The sequence below is a fragment of the Paenibacillus sp. FSL R5-0914 genome, from assembly GCF_038004525.1.
Classification (GTDB): Bacteria; Bacillota; Bacilli; order Paenibacillales; family Paenibacillaceae; genus Paenibacillus_AQ.
Window position 1 is genome coordinate 206,929 of the sequence record NZ_JBBORH010000002.1, and the last position, 18,265, is coordinate 225,193.

The 18,265-nt window shown below is 44.3% G+C and carries 17 protein-coding genes; 9 read left to right on the plus strand and 8 right to left on the minus strand.

Features of this window, described 5'->3' with window-relative positions:
* Positions 1–91: 91 nt before the first annotated feature.
* The 3 genes from MKX60_RS16975 to MKX60_RS16985 all read left to right on the plus strand — a co-directional run bounded on the left by MKX60_RS16975 (position 92) and on the right by MKX60_RS16985 (position 2,623).
* On the plus strand, positions 92–967 hold the full coding sequence (locus MKX60_RS16975) for a VOC family protein (protein ID WP_076299483.1): 876 nt from the start codon (positions 92–94) through the stop codon (positions 965–967).
* Positions 968–1,072: 105 nt separating this feature from the next.
* Complete coding sequence (locus MKX60_RS16980) at positions 1,073–1,966, plus strand: beta-1,6-N-acetylglucosaminyltransferase (RefSeq protein ID WP_341060504.1); 894 nt, start codon at positions 1,073–1,075, stop codon at positions 1,964–1,966.
* 21 nt (positions 1,967–1,987) lie between these two features.
* Complete coding sequence (locus MKX60_RS16985) at positions 1,988–2,623, plus strand: NAD(P)-dependent oxidoreductase (protein WP_042187246.1); 636 nt, start codon at positions 1,988–1,990, stop codon at positions 2,621–2,623.
* 74 nt (positions 2,624–2,697) lie between these two features.
* On the opposite strand, the gene MKX60_RS16990 is transcribed toward MKX60_RS16985, so the two are convergent.
* The gene (locus MKX60_RS16990; protein ID WP_341060505.1) at positions 2,698–3,453 is read right to left on the minus strand and encodes an MBL fold metallo-hydrolase; all 756 of its coding nucleotides are present in this window, start codon (positions 3,451–3,453) and stop codon (positions 2,698–2,700) included.
* 250 nt (positions 3,454–3,703) lie between these two features.
* Between MKX60_RS16990 and MKX60_RS16995 the strand changes: the two genes are divergently transcribed.
* The 4 genes from MKX60_RS16995 (at position 3,704) to MKX60_RS17010 (ending at position 7,400) form a co-directional block, all read left to right on the plus strand.
* Positions 3,704–5,722 (plus strand): Na+/H+ antiporter, encoded by a 2,019-nt coding sequence (locus tag MKX60_RS16995; protein WP_341060507.1) that lies wholly within the window; start codon positions 3,704–3,706, stop codon positions 5,720–5,722.
* A gap of 77 nt (positions 5,723–5,799) precedes the next feature.
* Entirely contained in the window at positions 5,800–6,003 is a 204-nt protein-coding gene (locus MKX60_RS17000) for a DIP1984 family protein (RefSeq protein WP_341061127.1), read from the plus strand.
* A gap of 14 nt (positions 6,004–6,017) precedes the next feature.
* On the plus strand, positions 6,018–6,167 hold the full coding sequence (locus MKX60_RS17005) for a DIP1984 family protein (RefSeq protein ID WP_341060509.1): 150 nt from the start codon (positions 6,018–6,020) through the stop codon (positions 6,165–6,167).
* 330 nt (positions 6,168–6,497) lie between these two features.
* Positions 6,498–7,400, plus strand: a complete 903-nt coding sequence (locus MKX60_RS17010; protein WP_341060511.1) for a DegV family protein — start codon at positions 6,498–6,500, stop codon at positions 7,398–7,400.
* A gap of 89 nt (positions 7,401–7,489) precedes the next feature.
* Here MKX60_RS17010 and MKX60_RS17015 read toward each other — a convergent pair whose 3' ends face one another.
* The 5 genes from MKX60_RS17015 to MKX60_RS17035 form a co-directional block, all read right to left on the minus strand.
* The gene (locus tag MKX60_RS17015) at positions 7,490–7,915 is read right to left on the minus strand and encodes a threonine/serine exporter family protein (protein ID WP_042126727.1); all 426 of its coding nucleotides are present in this window, start codon (positions 7,913–7,915) and stop codon (positions 7,490–7,492) included.
* A gap of 27 nt (positions 7,916–7,942) precedes the next feature.
* The gene (locus MKX60_RS17020; protein WP_042187254.1) at positions 7,943–8,707 is read right to left on the minus strand and encodes a threonine/serine exporter family protein; all 765 of its coding nucleotides are present in this window, start codon (positions 8,705–8,707) and stop codon (positions 7,943–7,945) included.
* A gap of 127 nt (positions 8,708–8,834) precedes the next feature.
* Entirely contained in the window at positions 8,835–10,097 is a 1,263-nt protein-coding gene (locus MKX60_RS17025; protein ID WP_076299479.1) for a DNA polymerase IV, read from the minus strand.
* 96 nt (positions 10,098–10,193) lie between these two features.
* Positions 10,194–10,784, minus strand: a complete 591-nt coding sequence (locus tag MKX60_RS17030) for a YitT family protein (RefSeq protein WP_076283375.1) — start codon at positions 10,782–10,784, stop codon at positions 10,194–10,196.
* A 253-nt stretch (positions 10,785–11,037) separates the two neighbouring features.
* Complete coding sequence (locus MKX60_RS17035; RefSeq protein ID WP_076282976.1) at positions 11,038–11,904, minus strand: helix-turn-helix transcriptional regulator; 867 nt, start codon at positions 11,902–11,904, stop codon at positions 11,038–11,040.
* 133 nt (positions 11,905–12,037) lie between these two features.
* Between MKX60_RS17035 and MKX60_RS17040 the strand changes: the two genes are divergently transcribed.
* Positions 12,038–14,002, plus strand: coding sequence for a glycoside hydrolase family 127 protein (locus MKX60_RS17040; RefSeq protein ID WP_341060513.1), 1,965 nt, complete (start codon positions 12,038–12,040; stop codon positions 14,000–14,002).
* 121 nt (positions 14,003–14,123) lie between these two features.
* Positions 14,124–14,432: a hypothetical protein gene (locus MKX60_RS17045; protein ID WP_042187261.1), complete on the plus strand. Its 309-nt coding sequence runs from the start codon at positions 14,124–14,126 to the stop codon at positions 14,430–14,432.
* A gap of 87 nt (positions 14,433–14,519) precedes the next feature.
* On the opposite strand, the gene MKX60_RS17050 is transcribed toward MKX60_RS17045, so the two are convergent.
* Together MKX60_RS17050 and MKX60_RS17055 are read right to left on the minus strand one after the other, a co-directional pair.
* Complete coding sequence (locus MKX60_RS17050; protein WP_076282974.1) at positions 14,520–16,955, minus strand: GH36-type glycosyl hydrolase domain-containing protein; 2,436 nt, start codon at positions 16,953–16,955, stop codon at positions 14,520–14,522.
* Between the two features lie 183 nt (positions 16,956–17,138).
* Positions 17,139–18,194 carry a LacI family DNA-binding transcriptional regulator gene (locus MKX60_RS17055; protein WP_341060515.1) on the minus strand — a complete coding sequence of 352 codons (1,056 nt, stop codon included), beginning with the start codon at positions 18,192–18,194 and terminating at the stop codon, positions 17,139–17,141.
* Positions 18,195–18,265: the final 71 nt, after the last annotated feature.

The window sequence follows — 18,265 nt, forward strand, 5'->3', positions numbered from 1 at the left end:
GTTGGTAATTGACAAACATATAGAAGGTAACTATACTAAATATAGTTAATTTGTAACTGATTAAGTTACAGGAATAGTGGGAGGAAATATAATGACAACTAAAACAACACTTCATCCGGACGTAGAGATTGGTCTGGTACAAATTAGAGTAAGTAATTTAGAGCGTTCGCTCACCTTTTATCAGAACGTGGTGGGGTTAAGTGTCTTGCGGCAATCTGGTCGTGAGGTGGAAATGACTGCTGACGGTCAGAATGTGTTATTGATTCTGCGGGAGATTGAGAATGCAAAGGTTCTTCGTCCGAACTCAGTGGCTGGATTGTATCATTTTGCTATCCTTGTTCCGGATCGTCCTAGCTTGGGACTCGTTGTACGCAATTTGATCGCGTTGGGAATTGAAGTGGGTCAGGGAGATCATTTGGTGAGTGAAGCACTGTATATTCAGGACCCGGATAACAACGGAATCGAAATTTATAGAGATCGTCCTAGGGATACATGGAAGTATGATGCGGAAGGGCATGTAATGATGACAACGGACCCAGTGGATGTAGATGGTTTGTTGGCGGCTTCTGAAGGTTTTCAATGGAACGGGCTGCCAGCTGGAACGGTGATCGGACATGTACACTTTCATGTGGGTAATTTAACTAAGGCGAAGGAGTTCTACGTTGGTTTGCTTGGTTTTGATCTAGTAGCTAATTATGGCAGTGCGGCAATGTTTATCTCAGCAGGTGGGTATCATCACCACATTGGATTGAATATATGGGCAGGGCAAGGCGCACCTGTGGCACCTTCTGATGCAGTAGGAATTGATTATTTCACCTTACTTCTTCCGAATGAAGAGGAGCGTACGTCTGTAGTGGAGCGTGTTAAGCAGGCGGGTTACACCGTTGTTGAAGAGAATGGAGCCCCTACATTCAAAGATCCATGGAACATTGGAATCAGACTTATAGTGAAAAGTCATACGAAATAACTATTCACCAATCGAATTCACCTTTTTCTGGATAGAAAGAACTATCCATTTTTGTCCATTTATTTTATAATATTTGGAAAAAGATGGGCGGAAGGGTGAAGGTTGTTGGAATCATTCAAAATGGCGTATGTGATCCTTTGTCACAAAAATCCTGAGCAGATCAATATGCTAATCGATAGTTTAACTAATGACTCCGTCGAGTTTTTCCTACATGTCGATCAGAAGAGTGGTATTGAAGCTGATATTACTCATCGTAACGATATTCATTTTGTCAAAGAGCCTATTGATGTACGGTGGGGACATTACAGTCAGATTGAATGTGTTTTGAAGTGTTTTGCGCTGATCAAAGAACATGGGAAATTCAATTATATCCACATCATAAGTGGTCAGGATCTGCCCTTAGCTTCCAACGAAGTTATTCTTGATTTCTTTAAGAAGAATCAGGGGGACGAATTTGTAAAGTATCAGCAATTACCGAATACTTCTGAAACGTGGGGATGTTATGAGAGGGTGTCGGTTTATTATCCTAGATTCCTGATCTCAAGAACCAGGCGTATGGCTGCCATTAGGATGAGGTATATTAAAGCAGTAATGAACGTTCCATTCTTGCAAAGAAGGTTGGGTGTTCTGCCAAAATCGCTGTATAAAGGCTCTAACTGGATGTCTATCACAGGTGAATGTATGGAATACATCATGGAGTTTACTTCTACTTCTCCAGAGTATGTTAGATTTTTTAAGAACACATTATGTGGAGATGAAATCTTCTTCCATACGATTATTTTGAATAGTGCGTTTAAGAACAATGTACGGAGTGAAATTAAGAGGTATACAGACTGGGAAACAGGACCGGATTATCCAAGAACACTAACGATAGAAGATTATGACCGGATCACTCGTACGGGTACAGAATGCTTTTGGGGGAGAAAGTTTGATCTCGATATCGACAGAAGCATCGTTCAGGATCTCCTTGATATAAATACTAAAGTAAAAACATCGTAAACATATACAGGAGGAAATAATATGAAAATCGCAGTTGTAGGAGCAAGTGGAAAAGCCGGTAGCCGAATCACTCAGGAAGCGCTAGATAGAGGCCATGAAGTTACAGCCATTGTACGGGATGCATCGAAAGTTGCAAATCGTAAGGCAAAGGTCATCGAAAAGGATGTTTTTGCACTTACCGCTGAAGATTTGAAGGGTTTTGATGTTGTTGTGAATGCTTTCGGAGCACCATTTGGACAAGAGCATCTGCATGTGGATGCCGGAAATGTGCTTATTGAAGCATTAAAGGATGCCCCTAATACAAGATTGATTGTAGTTGGAGGTGCGGGAAGTTTATATGTAGATGAAGCTAAGACGCTTAAAGTGGTAGATACCCCTGATTTCCCTGACTTTATCAAGCCAACGGCTACGAATCAAGGGAAGAACCTGGAGATTCTGCAAGGTACAGACTCGCTATCTTGGACCTTCGTTAGTCCATCCGCTAATTTTGCAATTGGGACAAGAACGGGTTCTTATGTGAAAGGCAAAGATCATCTGCTTGTGAATTCCAAAGGTGAGAGCTATGTCAGCTATGAAGATTATGCGATTGCTATTGTAGATGAAATTGAACAGCCGCAGCATATTCGTGAACGGTTTACAGTTGTTTCGGAATCATAAGTGAGTATAACGAGTAGGGACTATATGTAAAAAGAAAGCAGAGCCAGATAAGGGCTCTGCTTTCTTGCATCAGTCTATTCTCTTGCTTCCGCAATTTCAGCAATCCGTTTGTTTGCGTGTCCGCGATAAATTCCGCCATGATAGCAAATGACCGTTTCAATCTCATACTCGGCGAACTTTGTCAGAGAGATTAAAGCTTGCTTCATGTCAGGCGTTGCCGAAGGAGTGGGGCCGTGCAGCTCATCGCCTTGAACGGTAAGAGCATCCGCGGCAATTAGCGTACGGCTATCATGATGGTATAGACTCAGATGTCCAGGGCTATGTCCTGGTGTATGGATAATCGTAATTCCACCGGCAAGAGGCAGTATTTCCCCGTCCACTATGGTTCGATCTACTCTTCCTTTAGGGGGATGAGATAACACGGATAGGAAAGCGCGGCGCCATTCCTCTGGTACATGAGGGGGGATCATGGCTTCTGCCGCAGCTAAAGCTTCAGGGGTGTGTTTAAGGAGCATTCGCTCTCCTTCAATATAAGGCTGCTCGATTTCGTGAGCCAGAACTGTCAGTTCTAGACATTCTTCTGACAGTAAATCAGGTAAGCTCCCGATGTGATCTAGATCTTGATGTGTGATGATTACGGTGCGCAGTTGTTCCCAAGGCACATGGGTTTCTTTTAGAGCTTCTTTGAATTTTGGGAGCAGGCCCGGAAATCCAGTGTCTACGAGTACAGCAGAATTTTGATCCCAGAGCAGCGTGGGGTAAATCGTGTCACTCCCGCCCATAACCTGTGTTGTAATCTCTAACATTTCTATTCCACTAGCAATATGCATAAGATCCCTCCATGATTGATGATAAGAGCGATGCCGTTAGGCTAATGCATATAATACTTAAAATAAAATGTAATTTCAATAGCGTAATTTATTATTATAACATAAATAAATATTTTTGTCAATATATATCTGATGTATTTTTTGTGTAATTTCTAGGGGACATTATTGTTGAGAACTTCTATTTCTATATTTTTCCCTTACCCGAAGCTTTACGATATAATAACCAAATAAAAAAGGGAGTTGATGTGGTTTGGAGACTTTTCTAGTTGTACTCGTCCTACTGGGCCTTATCGCAATTTCCAACATCATAAACCGATTTATTCCCTTTGTGCCAATACCGTTAATTCAAATTGGTCTGGGTGTAATGGTTGTGTTAATGCCTTTGGGAATACATATGACATTGGAACCAGAGCTGTTTTTCGTATTGTTTATTGCACCGCTTTTGTTCAATGATGGGAAACGGACGCCAAGAAATGAATTATGGAACTTACGGGGTCCGATATTAATGCTGGCGCTGGGATTGGTTTTTGCTACGGTGCTTATTGCTGGATATTCGATCAACTGGATGATTCCAACGATCCCGCTAGCAGCTGCATTTGCTCTGGCAGCGATCTTGTCACCTACAGATGCGGTCGCGGTCAGCGCAATCGCTGGAAGAGTGCATCTTCCTAAGAGTATTCACCGCATTCTAGAGGGCGAATCATTAATGAATGATGCTTCCGGGCTTGTTGCCTTTAACTTTGCCATTGCTGCAGCAGTTACGGGTATGTTTTCTTTACCGAAAGCCTCCATTAGCTTTGTAATTATAGCTGCAGGTGGGTTGATCGTTGGGGCATTATTGGCTTTTCTTCTGATTCGGCTAAGCGTAATTATTCGCAGACTGGGGATGGAGGATATCACAGTGCATGTGCTGCTGCAAATCCTAACTCCTTTTATTATTTATTTGATCAGTGAAGAGATAGGGGTATCTGGCATTTTGGCAGTGGTTGCCGGGGGGATTATTCATGCGGTTGAGAAGGACCGTGCCGTATCTCCGCAGTATAAGCTACAACTGGTATCCGCTAGTACATGGTCTGTTATGCTCTATATATTGAATGGGCTGGTCTTTCTTATTCTTGGCTTATCTATTCCAGATGTTATTGAGGTGATCTATCGTGATACGGCCGTGGATAATCTTATAGTTGTGGGTTATGTATTAGCCATTACTATGCTGCTGTTTGTATTACGGTTTGTATGGGTGTATGTGTTCTCTTTAGTAGGATCTCGTCTGCGGAAAATGGAGAAATCATCTGTTAAGTCGCTATTAATCCTCACGATTTCAGGAGTGCGTGGAGCGGTTACCTTAGCAGGTGCGTTCTCGATTCCCTTTTTTCTTGGGGATGGATCGCCATTTCCTGAGCGTGATTTAATCATCTTTATCGCCGCAGGCGTTATTCTAATGTCGCTGCTGATCGCTAGTATCTTTTTGCCAATTCTAGCAGGTAAAGGAGAGCCAGTTGCCGAATCAGGTGAGACAGGAGCCGAGCAGGCGGCCAAGTCTAAAGTTATTGCTGCCGGTTTAACCATGCTGCAAAGTATGATGACAGAAGAAAGTAAGGAATCCGCACAACCGGCTTTGAGTGAATTTAGAGAAAAGGTTTATAGTCTAAACCGTGAGGACCAATCGAATGATCCAGCACTCGAGAACTTCCGCCGACTGGGTGTTGAAGCGAGGATTGTGGGTCTGCAAGCTGAACGTAAAGAACTGAACCGATTGCTAGAGAACAATGAGATTCCCGCCTCAGTGGCTCAGAAGCTGGGAGAATTCTTGGATCATAGTGAGGTCTTTCTAGCCAGAAGTCTAAATTCACAAATCAGAATATCGTTTACCGAGATTAGACGGCTGTTTGCGGGAATGTTCTCAGGACAGAATGAAGGGGAAGCTAGCCAACAAATGCTGCAACAGGCTGAGTGTGCTAGAGAAGCGAAAATTGCCATGGCCCATGCTGCTATAGCTGCTATTAATGTCTGTAAGAACGAGAACAACCGAAGTGCAGCCGAGAAGGTTGCATGCAGTTATGAGCAGTTAATTTCTCGTCTGGAGCAAGGGAAAGGCTGGACAAAGGATGGGCTTGTTGATGATCAAAAGCTTGAAATGAAGCTGAAAGCCATTCAAGAGCAGCGGGATAAGGTGCAGCAAATGTATCAGGATGGAACCATTAACCGCAAGCTAGCCGGTAAATTACGCAAGTTCGTAGATCATTTAGAGACATCGATTTGGGAGGATTAGCTGTGCTGAACACCACGGCATCTTTTCACACGAGCCTTATTCGCTAGCTATCAGAAAATTATAGGGGGAGTCCAGATCTGAAACTTGCGGAAGCGTTAGTGAATCGAAGTGATCTAACCCGTAAAATCGCGCAGCTAAAGCAGCGGCTGGAGCGAGTCGTTAAAGTTCAAGAGGGTGAGGAGCCGGCTGAACAACCTGAAGCTCTTTTACAGGAGTTAGAAAGAGCTGTGAATGAACAGACGATTTTGATCCGAGCGATCAATCGATCGCCGATGCGCTAGCGGAACGGGACAAAATGCTACAGCTACGCAAGCTGCTTAGCGATTTGCTTGAACAGGCTTCCATTACTCAGGATCGCTTCAGTCGCTCGGAGGTTCGTTTTCAAAGAACAGTAGATGTCGCTCAGATTCAGAAGCAGATGGATGAGTTGAAGTTGGAAAACTGACAGATGCCGGGGGCAGGGATATTTTTGCTGTGGTTTAGCTTTTTCATAACATGAAGTGGCTCTATTAGGATAGGTATATTCGTCATATATAATGTGAAAAAATGTCGAATAATGTTGAATTAAATGGATTGAAATTTGCTTGAAAGGCCTGTTTTGCCTATATTAACGCTTGTTATCCTGTATAATTTACGAATACGCGGATTACTTAACCGCTGTTCAATTCTTAAGTTGATTATTCAGGGTGAGCGTGTGATTCACTGGTCAGAAATTATTGGCCCTTGTCTCCTCATTCATTCTACTATTCCTTTTTATGAGAGAGAGAAGTGACAAATGACCATGAAATCAATTGCCTGGGTAACCGACAGTACAAGTATCATAGATCCGGAGTTCGCTAAGAATAATCATGTATATATTATTCCGTTACGGATTATTATTAACAACGAATGTTATAAAGAGAATATAGATATTACGATCGATGACTTCTATGAGAAAATGCGCCAGCATGAAAAGGTAGGCAGCTCACAGCCTCCAATCGGTGAGTTTATTGAGCTATACGAACGGTTGAAGGAAGTATACGATGAAATTATTGCTGTACATCTTTCTTCAGAGCTCAGTGGCACTTACAATGCTTCGATGCAAGGCGCCGAAATAGCGGAGGCTAATGTAATTGGAATTGATGCCAAGGTTGGCGCTTATCCAATCCGAGAAATGATCATGCGCGGTATACATTGGCAGAAGAAGGGTCTTTCTGGACTAGAAATTAAAGCGAAGATTGAAAATATTATTCAGAATATGTCCTTTTACTTAATTCCTGCAAGCTTGACACAGCTTCATCGCAGTGGACGTGTTTCTGGATCACAATTTGTACTTAGCCAATTGCTGCGTATAAACTTGCTGCTTCGTTTTGACGAAGGGAAGGTCGTTGTTGTGGAGAAAATCCGTACAATGAAGAAAACGCAACAAGCGCTTTTGGAGATATTTAAACAGGATGTAGGGCTTGTTAGTGATGTATGTATCATGCATTCGAATAATTTAGAGATGGCACTCAAGCTAGAAGAGGACATAAAAGCAATGGCGCCTGACATACGAACTGAGATTATGACCTATATTCCTGCTGTGGCTGTTCATGCGGGTGAGGGTACTGTAGGGCTGTCCTGGATCAAGAACACTAGTATCAATAGTATTCATCCGGGTGCTGCGCCTTTAGTCTTCCCTGAAGCGTTATTTGCATAGAGATGAACAAAGAAATCGCTCCTTGGGAGATGGATGGGTGACCACCATTGTACCAACAGGCGATTTCTTTTTTTGGAAGAAGTATGCTGTTATTTGATTGCACGACGACGGAACATTTGTCCAATTACATCACTTAGCACGAGTCCAGCTGCAATGGCTCCAGAGAGCATTAATGCCCGAACAGCGATTTCTACAGCCAGAGTATAGTCCTCTTCCACAAATTTACGCATAGCATCGTAAGCGAGACCACCCGGAACAAGCGGGATAATACCACCTACACTAAAAATAATAACCGGCATTTTGAAGGATCGCGCAAAAAATTGACTGACGATGCCCACTATTACACTAGCTGCAAACGTAGCTACAACAGGTCCGAACTCTACATTAAGAAGCACATACACCATCCAGCCCACCATTCCGGCAAAACCACACTGTAGTAGTGAGCGCTTAGGCGCATTAAATAGAATACAGAAGGTTGCCGCGGCGATAAAACTGGTTATAAGTTGCAAAATCATGAAGGGCTAACCTCTTTCACATGGATATTAAAATAGTGATAGTACAAGCCCGATACCTGTACCGATCGCAAATGCAGTTAGAAAGGCATCGGCTCCCTTGGATATGCCTGAGACCAGATGACCGGCCATCAGATCACGAACGGCATTAGTAATGAGTAGTCCGGGTACTAGAGGCATAACGGAGCCGATAATGATTTTGTCCATCTCTTGACCTATCCCCAGCTTTACAGAACAGAAGGCTAGAAGTCCGATCAGGAAGGAAGCAGAAAACTCTGCGAAGAATTTAGTCTGCACTAAACGATGCAGATAGATGACCGCAGCGAAGCCTAGTCCGGAAATCGGCAAGGCGGGGAGAGCATCCCACAAACTGCCTTTAAACATAACGGTGAAGCAAGCACCAGTAAGGGCGGCTGCTAAGATCTGCAGCCATACGGGATAGACAGGTGAGGCTTCATCGACTTCTCCTAATTTTGCACGAGCTTCCTCAGCTGTAATCTGACGTTCGCTTAGACGCCGAGAAATGTCATTGACCTCCGATACCTTCTGCAGATCTGTTGTTCGCTCCGCAATTCTGTATAACTTAACAGGTTCTATTCTATTTGTGGTGAACATAATAACGGTTGGCGTCACATAGCTATGTGCTCCTGGGAACCCGAGAGATCCTGCCATTCGTGTCATCGTATCTTCAACTCTGGATGTTTCTGCACCATTCTGCAGCATGATCTTGCCAGCAAGAAGACAGAGATCAACGATTTCATAATACGTAGTGTTAGTGTTGCTCGTGCTATCCAACTTCTCCGGTCCTCCTCTGGAATGTGATTATCTATGTTTACATATTTCGATTGTCGCTTCATCTACGTGAAAATAACAACCCCAATATAGCATTATAAACGATATGGTGTGTATTTTAATATAGTTTTTATTTATAGTGTCCGCCGATCTTTCCAGATCTGTCCTTAAGCTGCCCGGCATCTGTAAAAGAAGCTGCTCGCCCAATGATCGTCTCCCCATATTTATTCTTGAGGGCATCGGTCGCCCGTTCGAGTTCACGATAGCGAGGGCGAGACTCAAATAGGGTTAGCTGGTACTGGCTTTCGTCAGATAGATTGGACAGGCTTAAGTGGATTCTACGCACAGGCTGACCGTCCCAGTGGAGCTTGAAGAGAGAAAGAGCTGCCTCATATACCAGCAGGGTGGCATTTGTAGGATCGCTCATTGTAGTCTGTCTTGAGAAGCCTGTGGGGTCATCAAAGCTGGCACCTTGGCAGCCGATAGACACGACTGCACCATGTACTTTCAATTTGCGGCATCGTCTACATACAAGCTCAGATAGCTCAAGAATGATGGTCTTAATATCTTGCAGCTTATAGTAATCCCTTGGCAGCGTCATTTGGTGCCCGACACTCTTGGGTGCGACTTCATAGGTGCTTGGGCTCACGGGGCTGTCATCGATGCCATTGGCTATCCGCCAATATAGCTCGGCGTCGATATCACATTTTTTGTGAAATTTCTCCCGCATGCGCCATTTTAGCTCGCTTAGCGGCATCTGTGCCAAATGTCCAATTGTCGTAATACCCATGCTTTGGAAATGGGCGGACATGCGGCGACCTACCATGAACAGCTCGCTAATGGGGAGAGGCCAGAGCACATTCGGAAGCTCCTCGTTAGCGAGGGTGAATATACCATCCGCGTTCTTCTTGGCCCACAGGTCGCAAGCCATTTTGGCGGTAACCTTGGAATATCCAATGCCGATGCGCGCACGCACACCTGTGTTTCTACGAATTAGATCCTGAATGGCGGTAGCGATCTCCCTTGGACTGCCAAATAAGCTGAGGCTACCGCTGACATCAATAAACTGTTCATCGATAGAATAGGGCTCTACCTGGTCGCTAAACTTACGTAGAATATCTGTGATTTGAGAGGAGACATCGATATATTGCTGCATATGTGGTCTGACCACGATGACTTCGGGGCATTTTGCCAGCGCTTCCTTCAACGTCTCAGCGGTAGTAATGCCATAGGATTTGGCTATAGGGCAGGCAGCCAGCACAATACCGCTCCGTCTAGCTGGGTCTCCAGCAACGATCAGCGGCTTATTGCTGTACTGCGGATTAGAGGCTTTTTCCACGGAGGCATAGAAGCTTTGGCAATCAGATAGCATAATGACACGCTCTTTATTCATAGGTTCACACGCTCCAGGTGAGGTAGAGATACCTTATATTTTTTCTCCTTATTATAATGCGAACGTATGATCGTGTATATTCTTATTTATTTCCATTTATTTCGTCTCAAGTGTGCATAGACCCGTAGCCACGCCCCCAGAAATAATCGTGAGGATGGAGTGGAAGAAGGTTTCCTTGGAAATCAGGAGTCCTCCCGCGCCGATAATCATAAAGTCGGTCAAAAAAATGATGAATCCAAGGTTCAGCGGGACATACCTTTTTATAAATTGAGCGAGCAGATCGGTGCCACCCGTACTTGCTTTAAACCGCAGCATAATCCCAAGTCCCGTTCCCATCAAAAAACCGCCAATAATGGCGCTAGAAATGGAACCAAACTCAAAATAATATAGAAAGTGATATTGGAAAGGACCGAGAAGCTCGATCAGAAATGATGAGATCAATAGGCCGAGTACACTGTTGTAAAAGATATCGCGTTCCTTTAACCAAGCGAGCAGAAAGATAGGAAAGCTGCAGAGAATTATAGCTACGCCAATTTTAGCGTCGGATAAATAATTAATAATGAGGGCTATCCCTATTATTCCCCCATCCAGGATTTTATATGGTACGAGAAAAAAATTAGTTCCCGCAGCAACGAGTAAGCTTCCTAAAAGAATGATAAGGTATCTTAATGGCCGCATATTTAACATCTCCACATTAAAGGCATGTCTATAAATATGCTTGTCACTTCCAAAAAATTGCAGTTGAACAAAAAAACCTGATTATGAATCAGGGTTAAAAAGTCTTATATTACATAGTGTGTGAGGAATAGACGGTTCCTAACGCTCAAAAGACACCAAGTAACTAAGCGTAAGCAAGTCAGAAATGAAAGTATGAATGTAACGGTAACGGTATGGAGGAAGGAGCACGTGTCCAATAATCGGAGACGTGCTGCTTGTGTTTTTAACGGGAGTAACGCTTACGAAAGCGAAGCGGAGAGATTCCGATCTGCTGAGCAAATCGACGCGAGAAGTAGGCGGCACTCTCGAAGCCGGTACGTTCTGCGATTCCGGCTATAGAAAGCTCAGTCTTAAGCAGCAATAGCTTAGCCTGTTCCAAACGGTAATCCGTCAAATACTCCATCGGAGTCAGCCCATATACTCGTTTCATGCAGCGAGTAAGGTAGTTATAGTGAAAATGCAGTGCGTCCGCTAGTGAGGCATTGGAGAGAGGCTCCGCATAATGATTACGGATATAAGTCTCCGTCTGCTCTGCAATTTCCACCGCGTGACTTTCTGAAGTATCATGCTGTGCCAGATCCATCATCCGCAGCATTTCTTCAAATATCCGTTGCTGCTGCCAAACTGCGCTGGAACGCCGGCCCGTAGACAGCTGTAATAGCATCTCAGCTTGTCCACTCCGTTCAAAAGGGTCAGGGAGAGGGCCGAACTGTGGCACTCGAATGGTATACGGAGGAGTAAGAAACTGCCGAAAATGTGTTTCACGGTTGATATACACGGGTCCACCCTCAGAGCTAGACCAATCTGCAAGGGTATGAAAATGAATCCATATAAATGAAGTGGTCTCATCACATGGCTTAACGGAGTAATGATAGCGATCGGGCAGCAATAGCAGTGTATGTCCCGCCGAAACCTCCCATTGATTATGGTCCTCCCCGATAAATAGACAGCCTTGTTCTACAATAAGTAGATCAAATATTCCAATATGGCTTCTATTCGGATGCTGATCTCCGGGTTGATAAACCGTGCGATTGCATTCTAGAAAATAAGGAAATGGCGGCGCAGCGAAATGTATAAATGAAAGGCCCATTTTGTAATTATCCCTCCTTTCTAAAGTGTGAAATAGTACAAAAAAGGGGTTGCTTCTGATCGTATTTTTAATCTATTCTACCCCCTATAATTATTATTAGCGAGTATGAAATAAGGCTGAGGGGAAGATGAGGATGAACAAGATTATACAGGATCAAGAAGTTGTAAAAGATCAAACTGTTACCATTCAAGATGATTTCTGGGGCGGATACATTAGGCTGGTCCAGAACGTTGTTATCCCCTATCAATATGAGGCATTGCACGATAGAGCTCTGGGAGCTGAACCGAGTCATGCCATTGCTAATTTTGAGATTGCTGCGGGCCGGAAGACTGGCGAGTTTTACGGCTGGGTATTTCAAGATAGTGATGTGGCTAAGTGGCTGGAGGCTGTTGGTTATTCCTTAAGCATTACACGTGATCCTGAGCTAGAGCGTCAAGCGGATGAAGTGATTGACCTCGTTGGCGAGGCGCAGCAGGAAGATGGATACTTAAATACTTATTTTACGATAAAAGAACCGGGTAAACGCTGGACCAATTTGAACGATTGTCATGAGCTGTACTGTGCTGGACATTTCATAGAAGCTGCCGTTTCTAATTATGAAGCTACTGGCAAAAGAAAACTGCTCGACATCATGTGCCGAATGGTTGATCATATCGATTCTGTGTTTGGACCGGAAGAAGGCAAAATGCAGGGCTATGATGGGCATCAGGAGATTGAACTCGCGCTCGTTAAGCTGTATCGATTGACAGGTGAGGAACGATATTTGAAGCTCAGCAGCTTTTTTATTAATGAGCGAGGTCAACAGCCGAATTTCTTAAAGGAACAATGGGATAATCTGGGGAAGATCAATTTTTTCACAGGTCGGAAGGAGGATCTTGATTTAAAATATTACCAGAGTCATCTTCCAGTAAGAGAGCAGAAGGTGGCTGTAGGCCATGCTGTACGTGCGGTTTATATGTATACTGCTATGGCTGATCTTGCCGCTATTACTGGAGATGAATCACTTCGTGAAGCATGCGAGAGACTGTGGAATAACATTACGAACAAGCAAATGTACATTACAGGCGGGATCGGCTCTACACATAGAGGGGAGGCGTTCACCTTCGATTATGATCTGCCTAACGATTCGGTGTACGCAGAGACTTGTGCCTCTATTGGGTTGATCTTTTTTGCACAGCGTATGCTGAGAATATCACCGGATGCACGTTATGCCGATGTCATGGAGCGGGCGCTTTACAACAATGTACTGGGCTCGATGGCACAGGATGGCAAGCACTATTTTTATGTGAACCCACTAGAAGTATGGCCTCAGGCATGCAGTTGCAACCCGGAGAAACATCATGTGAAGTCTGAACGTCAAGGCTGGTTTGGCTGCGCCTGCTGCCCTCCGAATGTCGCGCGTCTACTAACTTCGCTCAATCAATATATTTACACGGTTCATGGCGATACACTCTATACGAATTTGTATATTGGCAGTGAGCTGAGAACAAAGCTGGGCGGAACGGATGTCGCCATTCAACAACAAAGTACCTATCCATGGAAAGGTATAGTCTCGATGAAGATCAATCCGAAAGAGGAAGCGGAGTTTGGGATTGCTTTACGGATTCCATCGTGGAGTCTAGGAATGGAAATCAGAGTCAATGGTGAAGCGCTGAACACTGCTGAGAACATCGAGCAGGGATACCTCGTTATTCGGAGAATGTGGAGAGCAGGAGACATAATCGAAGTGAATGACCCAATGGAGGCACATCGCATTTATGCTCATCCCAATTTGCGTGCAGATGCTCAAAAAGTAACGATTCAACGCGGACCGCTTGTGTATTGCCTTGAAAGTATCGATAATGGTGAGCCTTTAAGCTCTATTTCTTTAAAAGAAGACGGTGAACTTACGGCGGCTTTTGATGAGACTTTGCTTGGTGGCGCTGTTGTTGTCGAGGCAGATGGACTGCGTGTTGATCAAGAGAGCTGGAGTGGTGGACTTTACAGCAGAGAGAAAGCACCTCTTCAATCCGTTAAGGTCAAAGCTGTTCCATATTACTTGTGGGGCAATCGTGGCAGTGGTGAAATGAAGGTATGGATTCCGGAAGGTAGTATGTGAGTTATGGGACAGGCGAAGTAATTTAAGGTTTAGGATAGCTGGGATTTACGCTTTATTGTATGCTATATTTGATCGGGACAAGGTAGCTGATCATTTTACAGAAAATATTGGAGGCATCACAATGAGCAAACGTTATCGAATTACACGAGCTATGCAAAATGATGGAGGTTCAACACAAACCATATCTTTAGAAGAGTGCAAGCAGTATTTCGCATCAAAACCTGATTTCACCTATACATCAGTTTATACAGTAGCAGGCGCCACTACGATGTCTATTGAGGGAGATTTCTTTATGTGGAGCTTTGGTGATACTACAATCCCATTTAGGCATTATCAAGGGGATATTTACGTTTCTGGAAATAATGAAGCTGTGATCCCGAGAATGCTTGAGGTTGCGAGTGATTTAAGAGCAGATGTTGTGGAAGGGTAAAAAAAAGACCCCTGAAGAGTTCAGGAGTCATTCAGCGTTAATTATAGATCCGCCCAATCGTTCAAGTGAACGGTTGAGCGGATTTTTTTAACCCAGTTCTACAACTACGTGGTGTACTGCACCGTCTCCAACTGGAGCAATGATGTTACCTTCGACAGCTGTGCCATCCAGGGTAAGACTAACTACACCTTTGGATACATGGTTCGGGTTCTTGATTTGAATCACATAAGTATCTCCACGGAAGACGCGTGTGATTTCAAAGCTATCCCATTCAGTAGGAATACAAGGATCGATCTTCAGACCATTGAAATCCGCTTGGATGCCAAGGATCGATTGAGTGATGGCTACATAGTTCCATGCAGCAGTACCAGTCAACCAGGAGTTTTTAGCTTCCCCGTGACGAACGGCATCTTTACCTGCGATCATTTGGGAGTAGACATAAGGCTCTGTGCGGTGAATTTCGCTGATATCCTCCAGGTAAGCAGGAGCAATTTTTGCGTAAATTTCAAACGCTCTGTCGCCATGTCCAAGTACAGTTTCAGCGATCATGATCCAAGGGTTATTATGGCAGAAAATACCGGCATTTTCTTTGTAGCCCGGAGGGTACGTAGAAATTTCACCCAGGTTCAGATAGTACTTGGAATACGGTGGCTGTTGCAATACGATACCGTATTTAGTATCCAAATGCTCTTGTACGGATGATAGAGCTTTTTCAGCTTGACCATTTTCCACACCGATACCGGCCATTACGCAGATCCCTTGTGGTTCGATGAAGATTTTACCTTCTTCATTTTCTTTGGAACCGATCTTGTCGCCATAGTGATCATAAGCACGCAGGAACCAATCGCCATCGAAGCCGTGCGTCAATGTGATTTCTTTCATGTTGTCAATCTTAGCTTCAGCATCCACAGCTACATCGTTAAGTCCGCGCATCCGGCAGATTTCAGCATAGTCCGGTCCAACGAAGACGAACAGACCCGCGATAAATACAGATTCCGCAACGCGACCTTCGATGTTGGCAGTAGTTTGGAAAGATTCACCTGGCTCAGTAGAGAAGCAGTTGAGGTTCAAGCAGTCATTCCAGTCTGCGCGCCCGATCAGTGGCAAGCCGTGAGGTCCGAGATTGTTAGTCACATGCTCGAAGGAACGTTTCAAGTGCTCGAACAGAGTAGCGGTGTTATTCGGATCGCTGTCAAAAGGAACCTGCTCATCAAGAATCGAGGTATCGCCAGTTTCTTTAATGTAAGCAGCCGTTCCTAGGATCAACCAAAGCGGATCATCGTTAAAGCCGGTGCCGACTTCGTTGTTCCCTTTTTTAGTGAGTGGTTGGTATTGGTGATAGGCACTGCCATCTTCAAATTGTGTAGCCGCAATATCGAGAATACGTTCTTTAGCACGTTCAGGAATTTGATGAACAAATCCGAGCAAGTCTTGGTTAGAATCACGGAAGCCCATACCACGGCCAATACCGGATTCAAAGTAGGAAGCAGAACGGGACATGTTGAAGGTAACCATACATTGATATGGATTCCAGATGTTAACCATGCGATCCAGTTTCTCGTCACCGCTTTGGATTTGATATTTAGACAGCAGGTTATCCCAGTGAGCAGCAAGTGCAGCGAGTGCAGCATCTACTTGAGCATCTGTAGCAAATTGTGCGATCATAGCTTCTGCTGGTTTTTTGTTGATTACATTCAGGGATTCCCATTTATCTTCTTCAGGGTTCTCGATGTAGCCGAGTACAAAGATGAAGCTTTGTTCTTCACCTGGTTCAAGCGTAATGTTAAGTGCGTGTGATCCGATAGGGGACCAGCCGCTAGCTACGGAGTTAGTAGGTTCACCTGCAACTACAGCTTGTGGGCTTTCCAGACCGTTGTACATCCCTACGAAAGCTTCACGATCAGTATCGAAACCAGCGATTTCTTTATTTACGGAGTAGAAAGCATAGTGATTTCTGCGCTCACGATATTCAGTTTTGTGATAGATAACGGAATCCTTCACTTCAACCTCACCGGTGCTGAGATTGCGTTGGAAGTTAGTCATATCATCTTGTGCATTCCAGAGACAGAACTCTGCAAAAGAGAACAGTTTCACGGATTTTTTAGCAGAGCCCGTGTTCTTCACTACAAGACGATGTACTTCTGCATTATGACCCATAGGGACAAAAGCAAGCTGGTTCACAGAAATTCCGTTCCGTTCGCCAGTAATGGAAGTGTAGCCAAGACCGTGACGGCATTCGTAGAAGTCGAGATCACGTTTTACTGGCATCCAGCCTGGGGTCCAGAAATCACCATCATCATAAAGATAGTAGTAGCGGCCGCCGGTATCCAGTGGGATATTGTTATAACGGTAACGGGTCAATCTTCTGAGACGAGCATCTCTATAGAAGGTGTAGCCACCAGCTGTATTGGAAATAAGTCCGAAAAATTGCTCATTACCAAGATAGTTAATCCAAGGGTAAGGGGTTTTAGGTGTGTTAATTACATACTCTTTTCGAGTGTCGTCAAAGGTTCCGAATTTCATGTGAGAAAGTCTCCTTTCGATTGTGAACGCGCGTTTATAAGTTTCAGAAAAAATTCCCTCGAGGGAAGGGAGTTTTTTCAATGCTTTTAAGCAGGACAATTAAAGCAGTAGTTTCGATACCGAATCAAATAGCAGCTTCACGGAAAAATATGTAGATTTCTTCAGCGAAGGATTGATCTTAAGCTATTTCTTCGGCGGTTGACAGGAATCTCTCTCCACTAAACGAGCTGGAAAGCTGATCGTGCTAAACGTCGGCTGCTGTGAATCACACAGCTCGATTACTTTTTCCACTGCAGCCTTAGACATTTCATAGATCGGCAAGCGTACAGAGGTCAGCTTAGGCTGAATACGGGATGCTAGCTGAATGTCATCAAATCCGACCATGGAGAGATCTTCAGGGACAATGATTCCGTGTTCGGAGAACGCTTCCATCGCTGATATAGCCATATCATCGTTGGAGGAGAAGAATGCCGTTGGCAAAGGATCTCCAGAAGCAAGGAGCTTCTTAACCTCTTCGTAAGCAGTCTCTTTCAGAAAATCACCTTTCAGAATAAATCTCTCATTTACAGGCAGGCCATGTTTCTTCAGCGTATCTTCATAAGCCGTATAACGCTCTCGTCCAGAGTACGTATTCATTTGCCCACAGATGATGCCAATCTCTTGATGACCCAGAGAGATCAAATATTCAATCGCTTCTGTGGTGCCCTCGTAATCTTTGGAGTTCACAATGGCCAGATGATTGCGGTCAAGATGCTCCGACATAATCTCAGAAATATCATAATCAATTAATACGAGAGGAGAGTCGAGCCCTACCATTTCTCGGACGATATTAATATCCTTCTGAGTGCCGACAATGATACCGCCGTCAATCCGTTTTTGAAGAAAAGCTTGCTTTACCTTGATGAAATCGTCGGGAGAGTAAACCGTATGAATCAGTACATAACATCCGCGGGCATTCGAGGTGTCGACTACGGCATCAACGAATGGAGCAAAGTAATTGTTCTGATAAATTCGGGTAGTATTCTCCTTCTCGTTCATACTGATGGCGAAGAGTCCGATCGTATCGGTCTTCTTACCGGCTAAAGCCCTTGCAAAGCTGTTCGGTTCGTACTGATGTTGCTCAATCACCCGCAGCACTTTGGCCCGGGTTTCTTCAGGGACGTTGGAATAATTGTTGATCACGCGGGATACCGTACTTCGGGAAACCCCGGCCAACTTAGCTATATCTTCGCTGCGCATGTTTCCCCTCTTTTCATAAACGCGCGTTTATGAGTTTATTGTAAGCGAAAGCATTGTATAAATCAATCGTA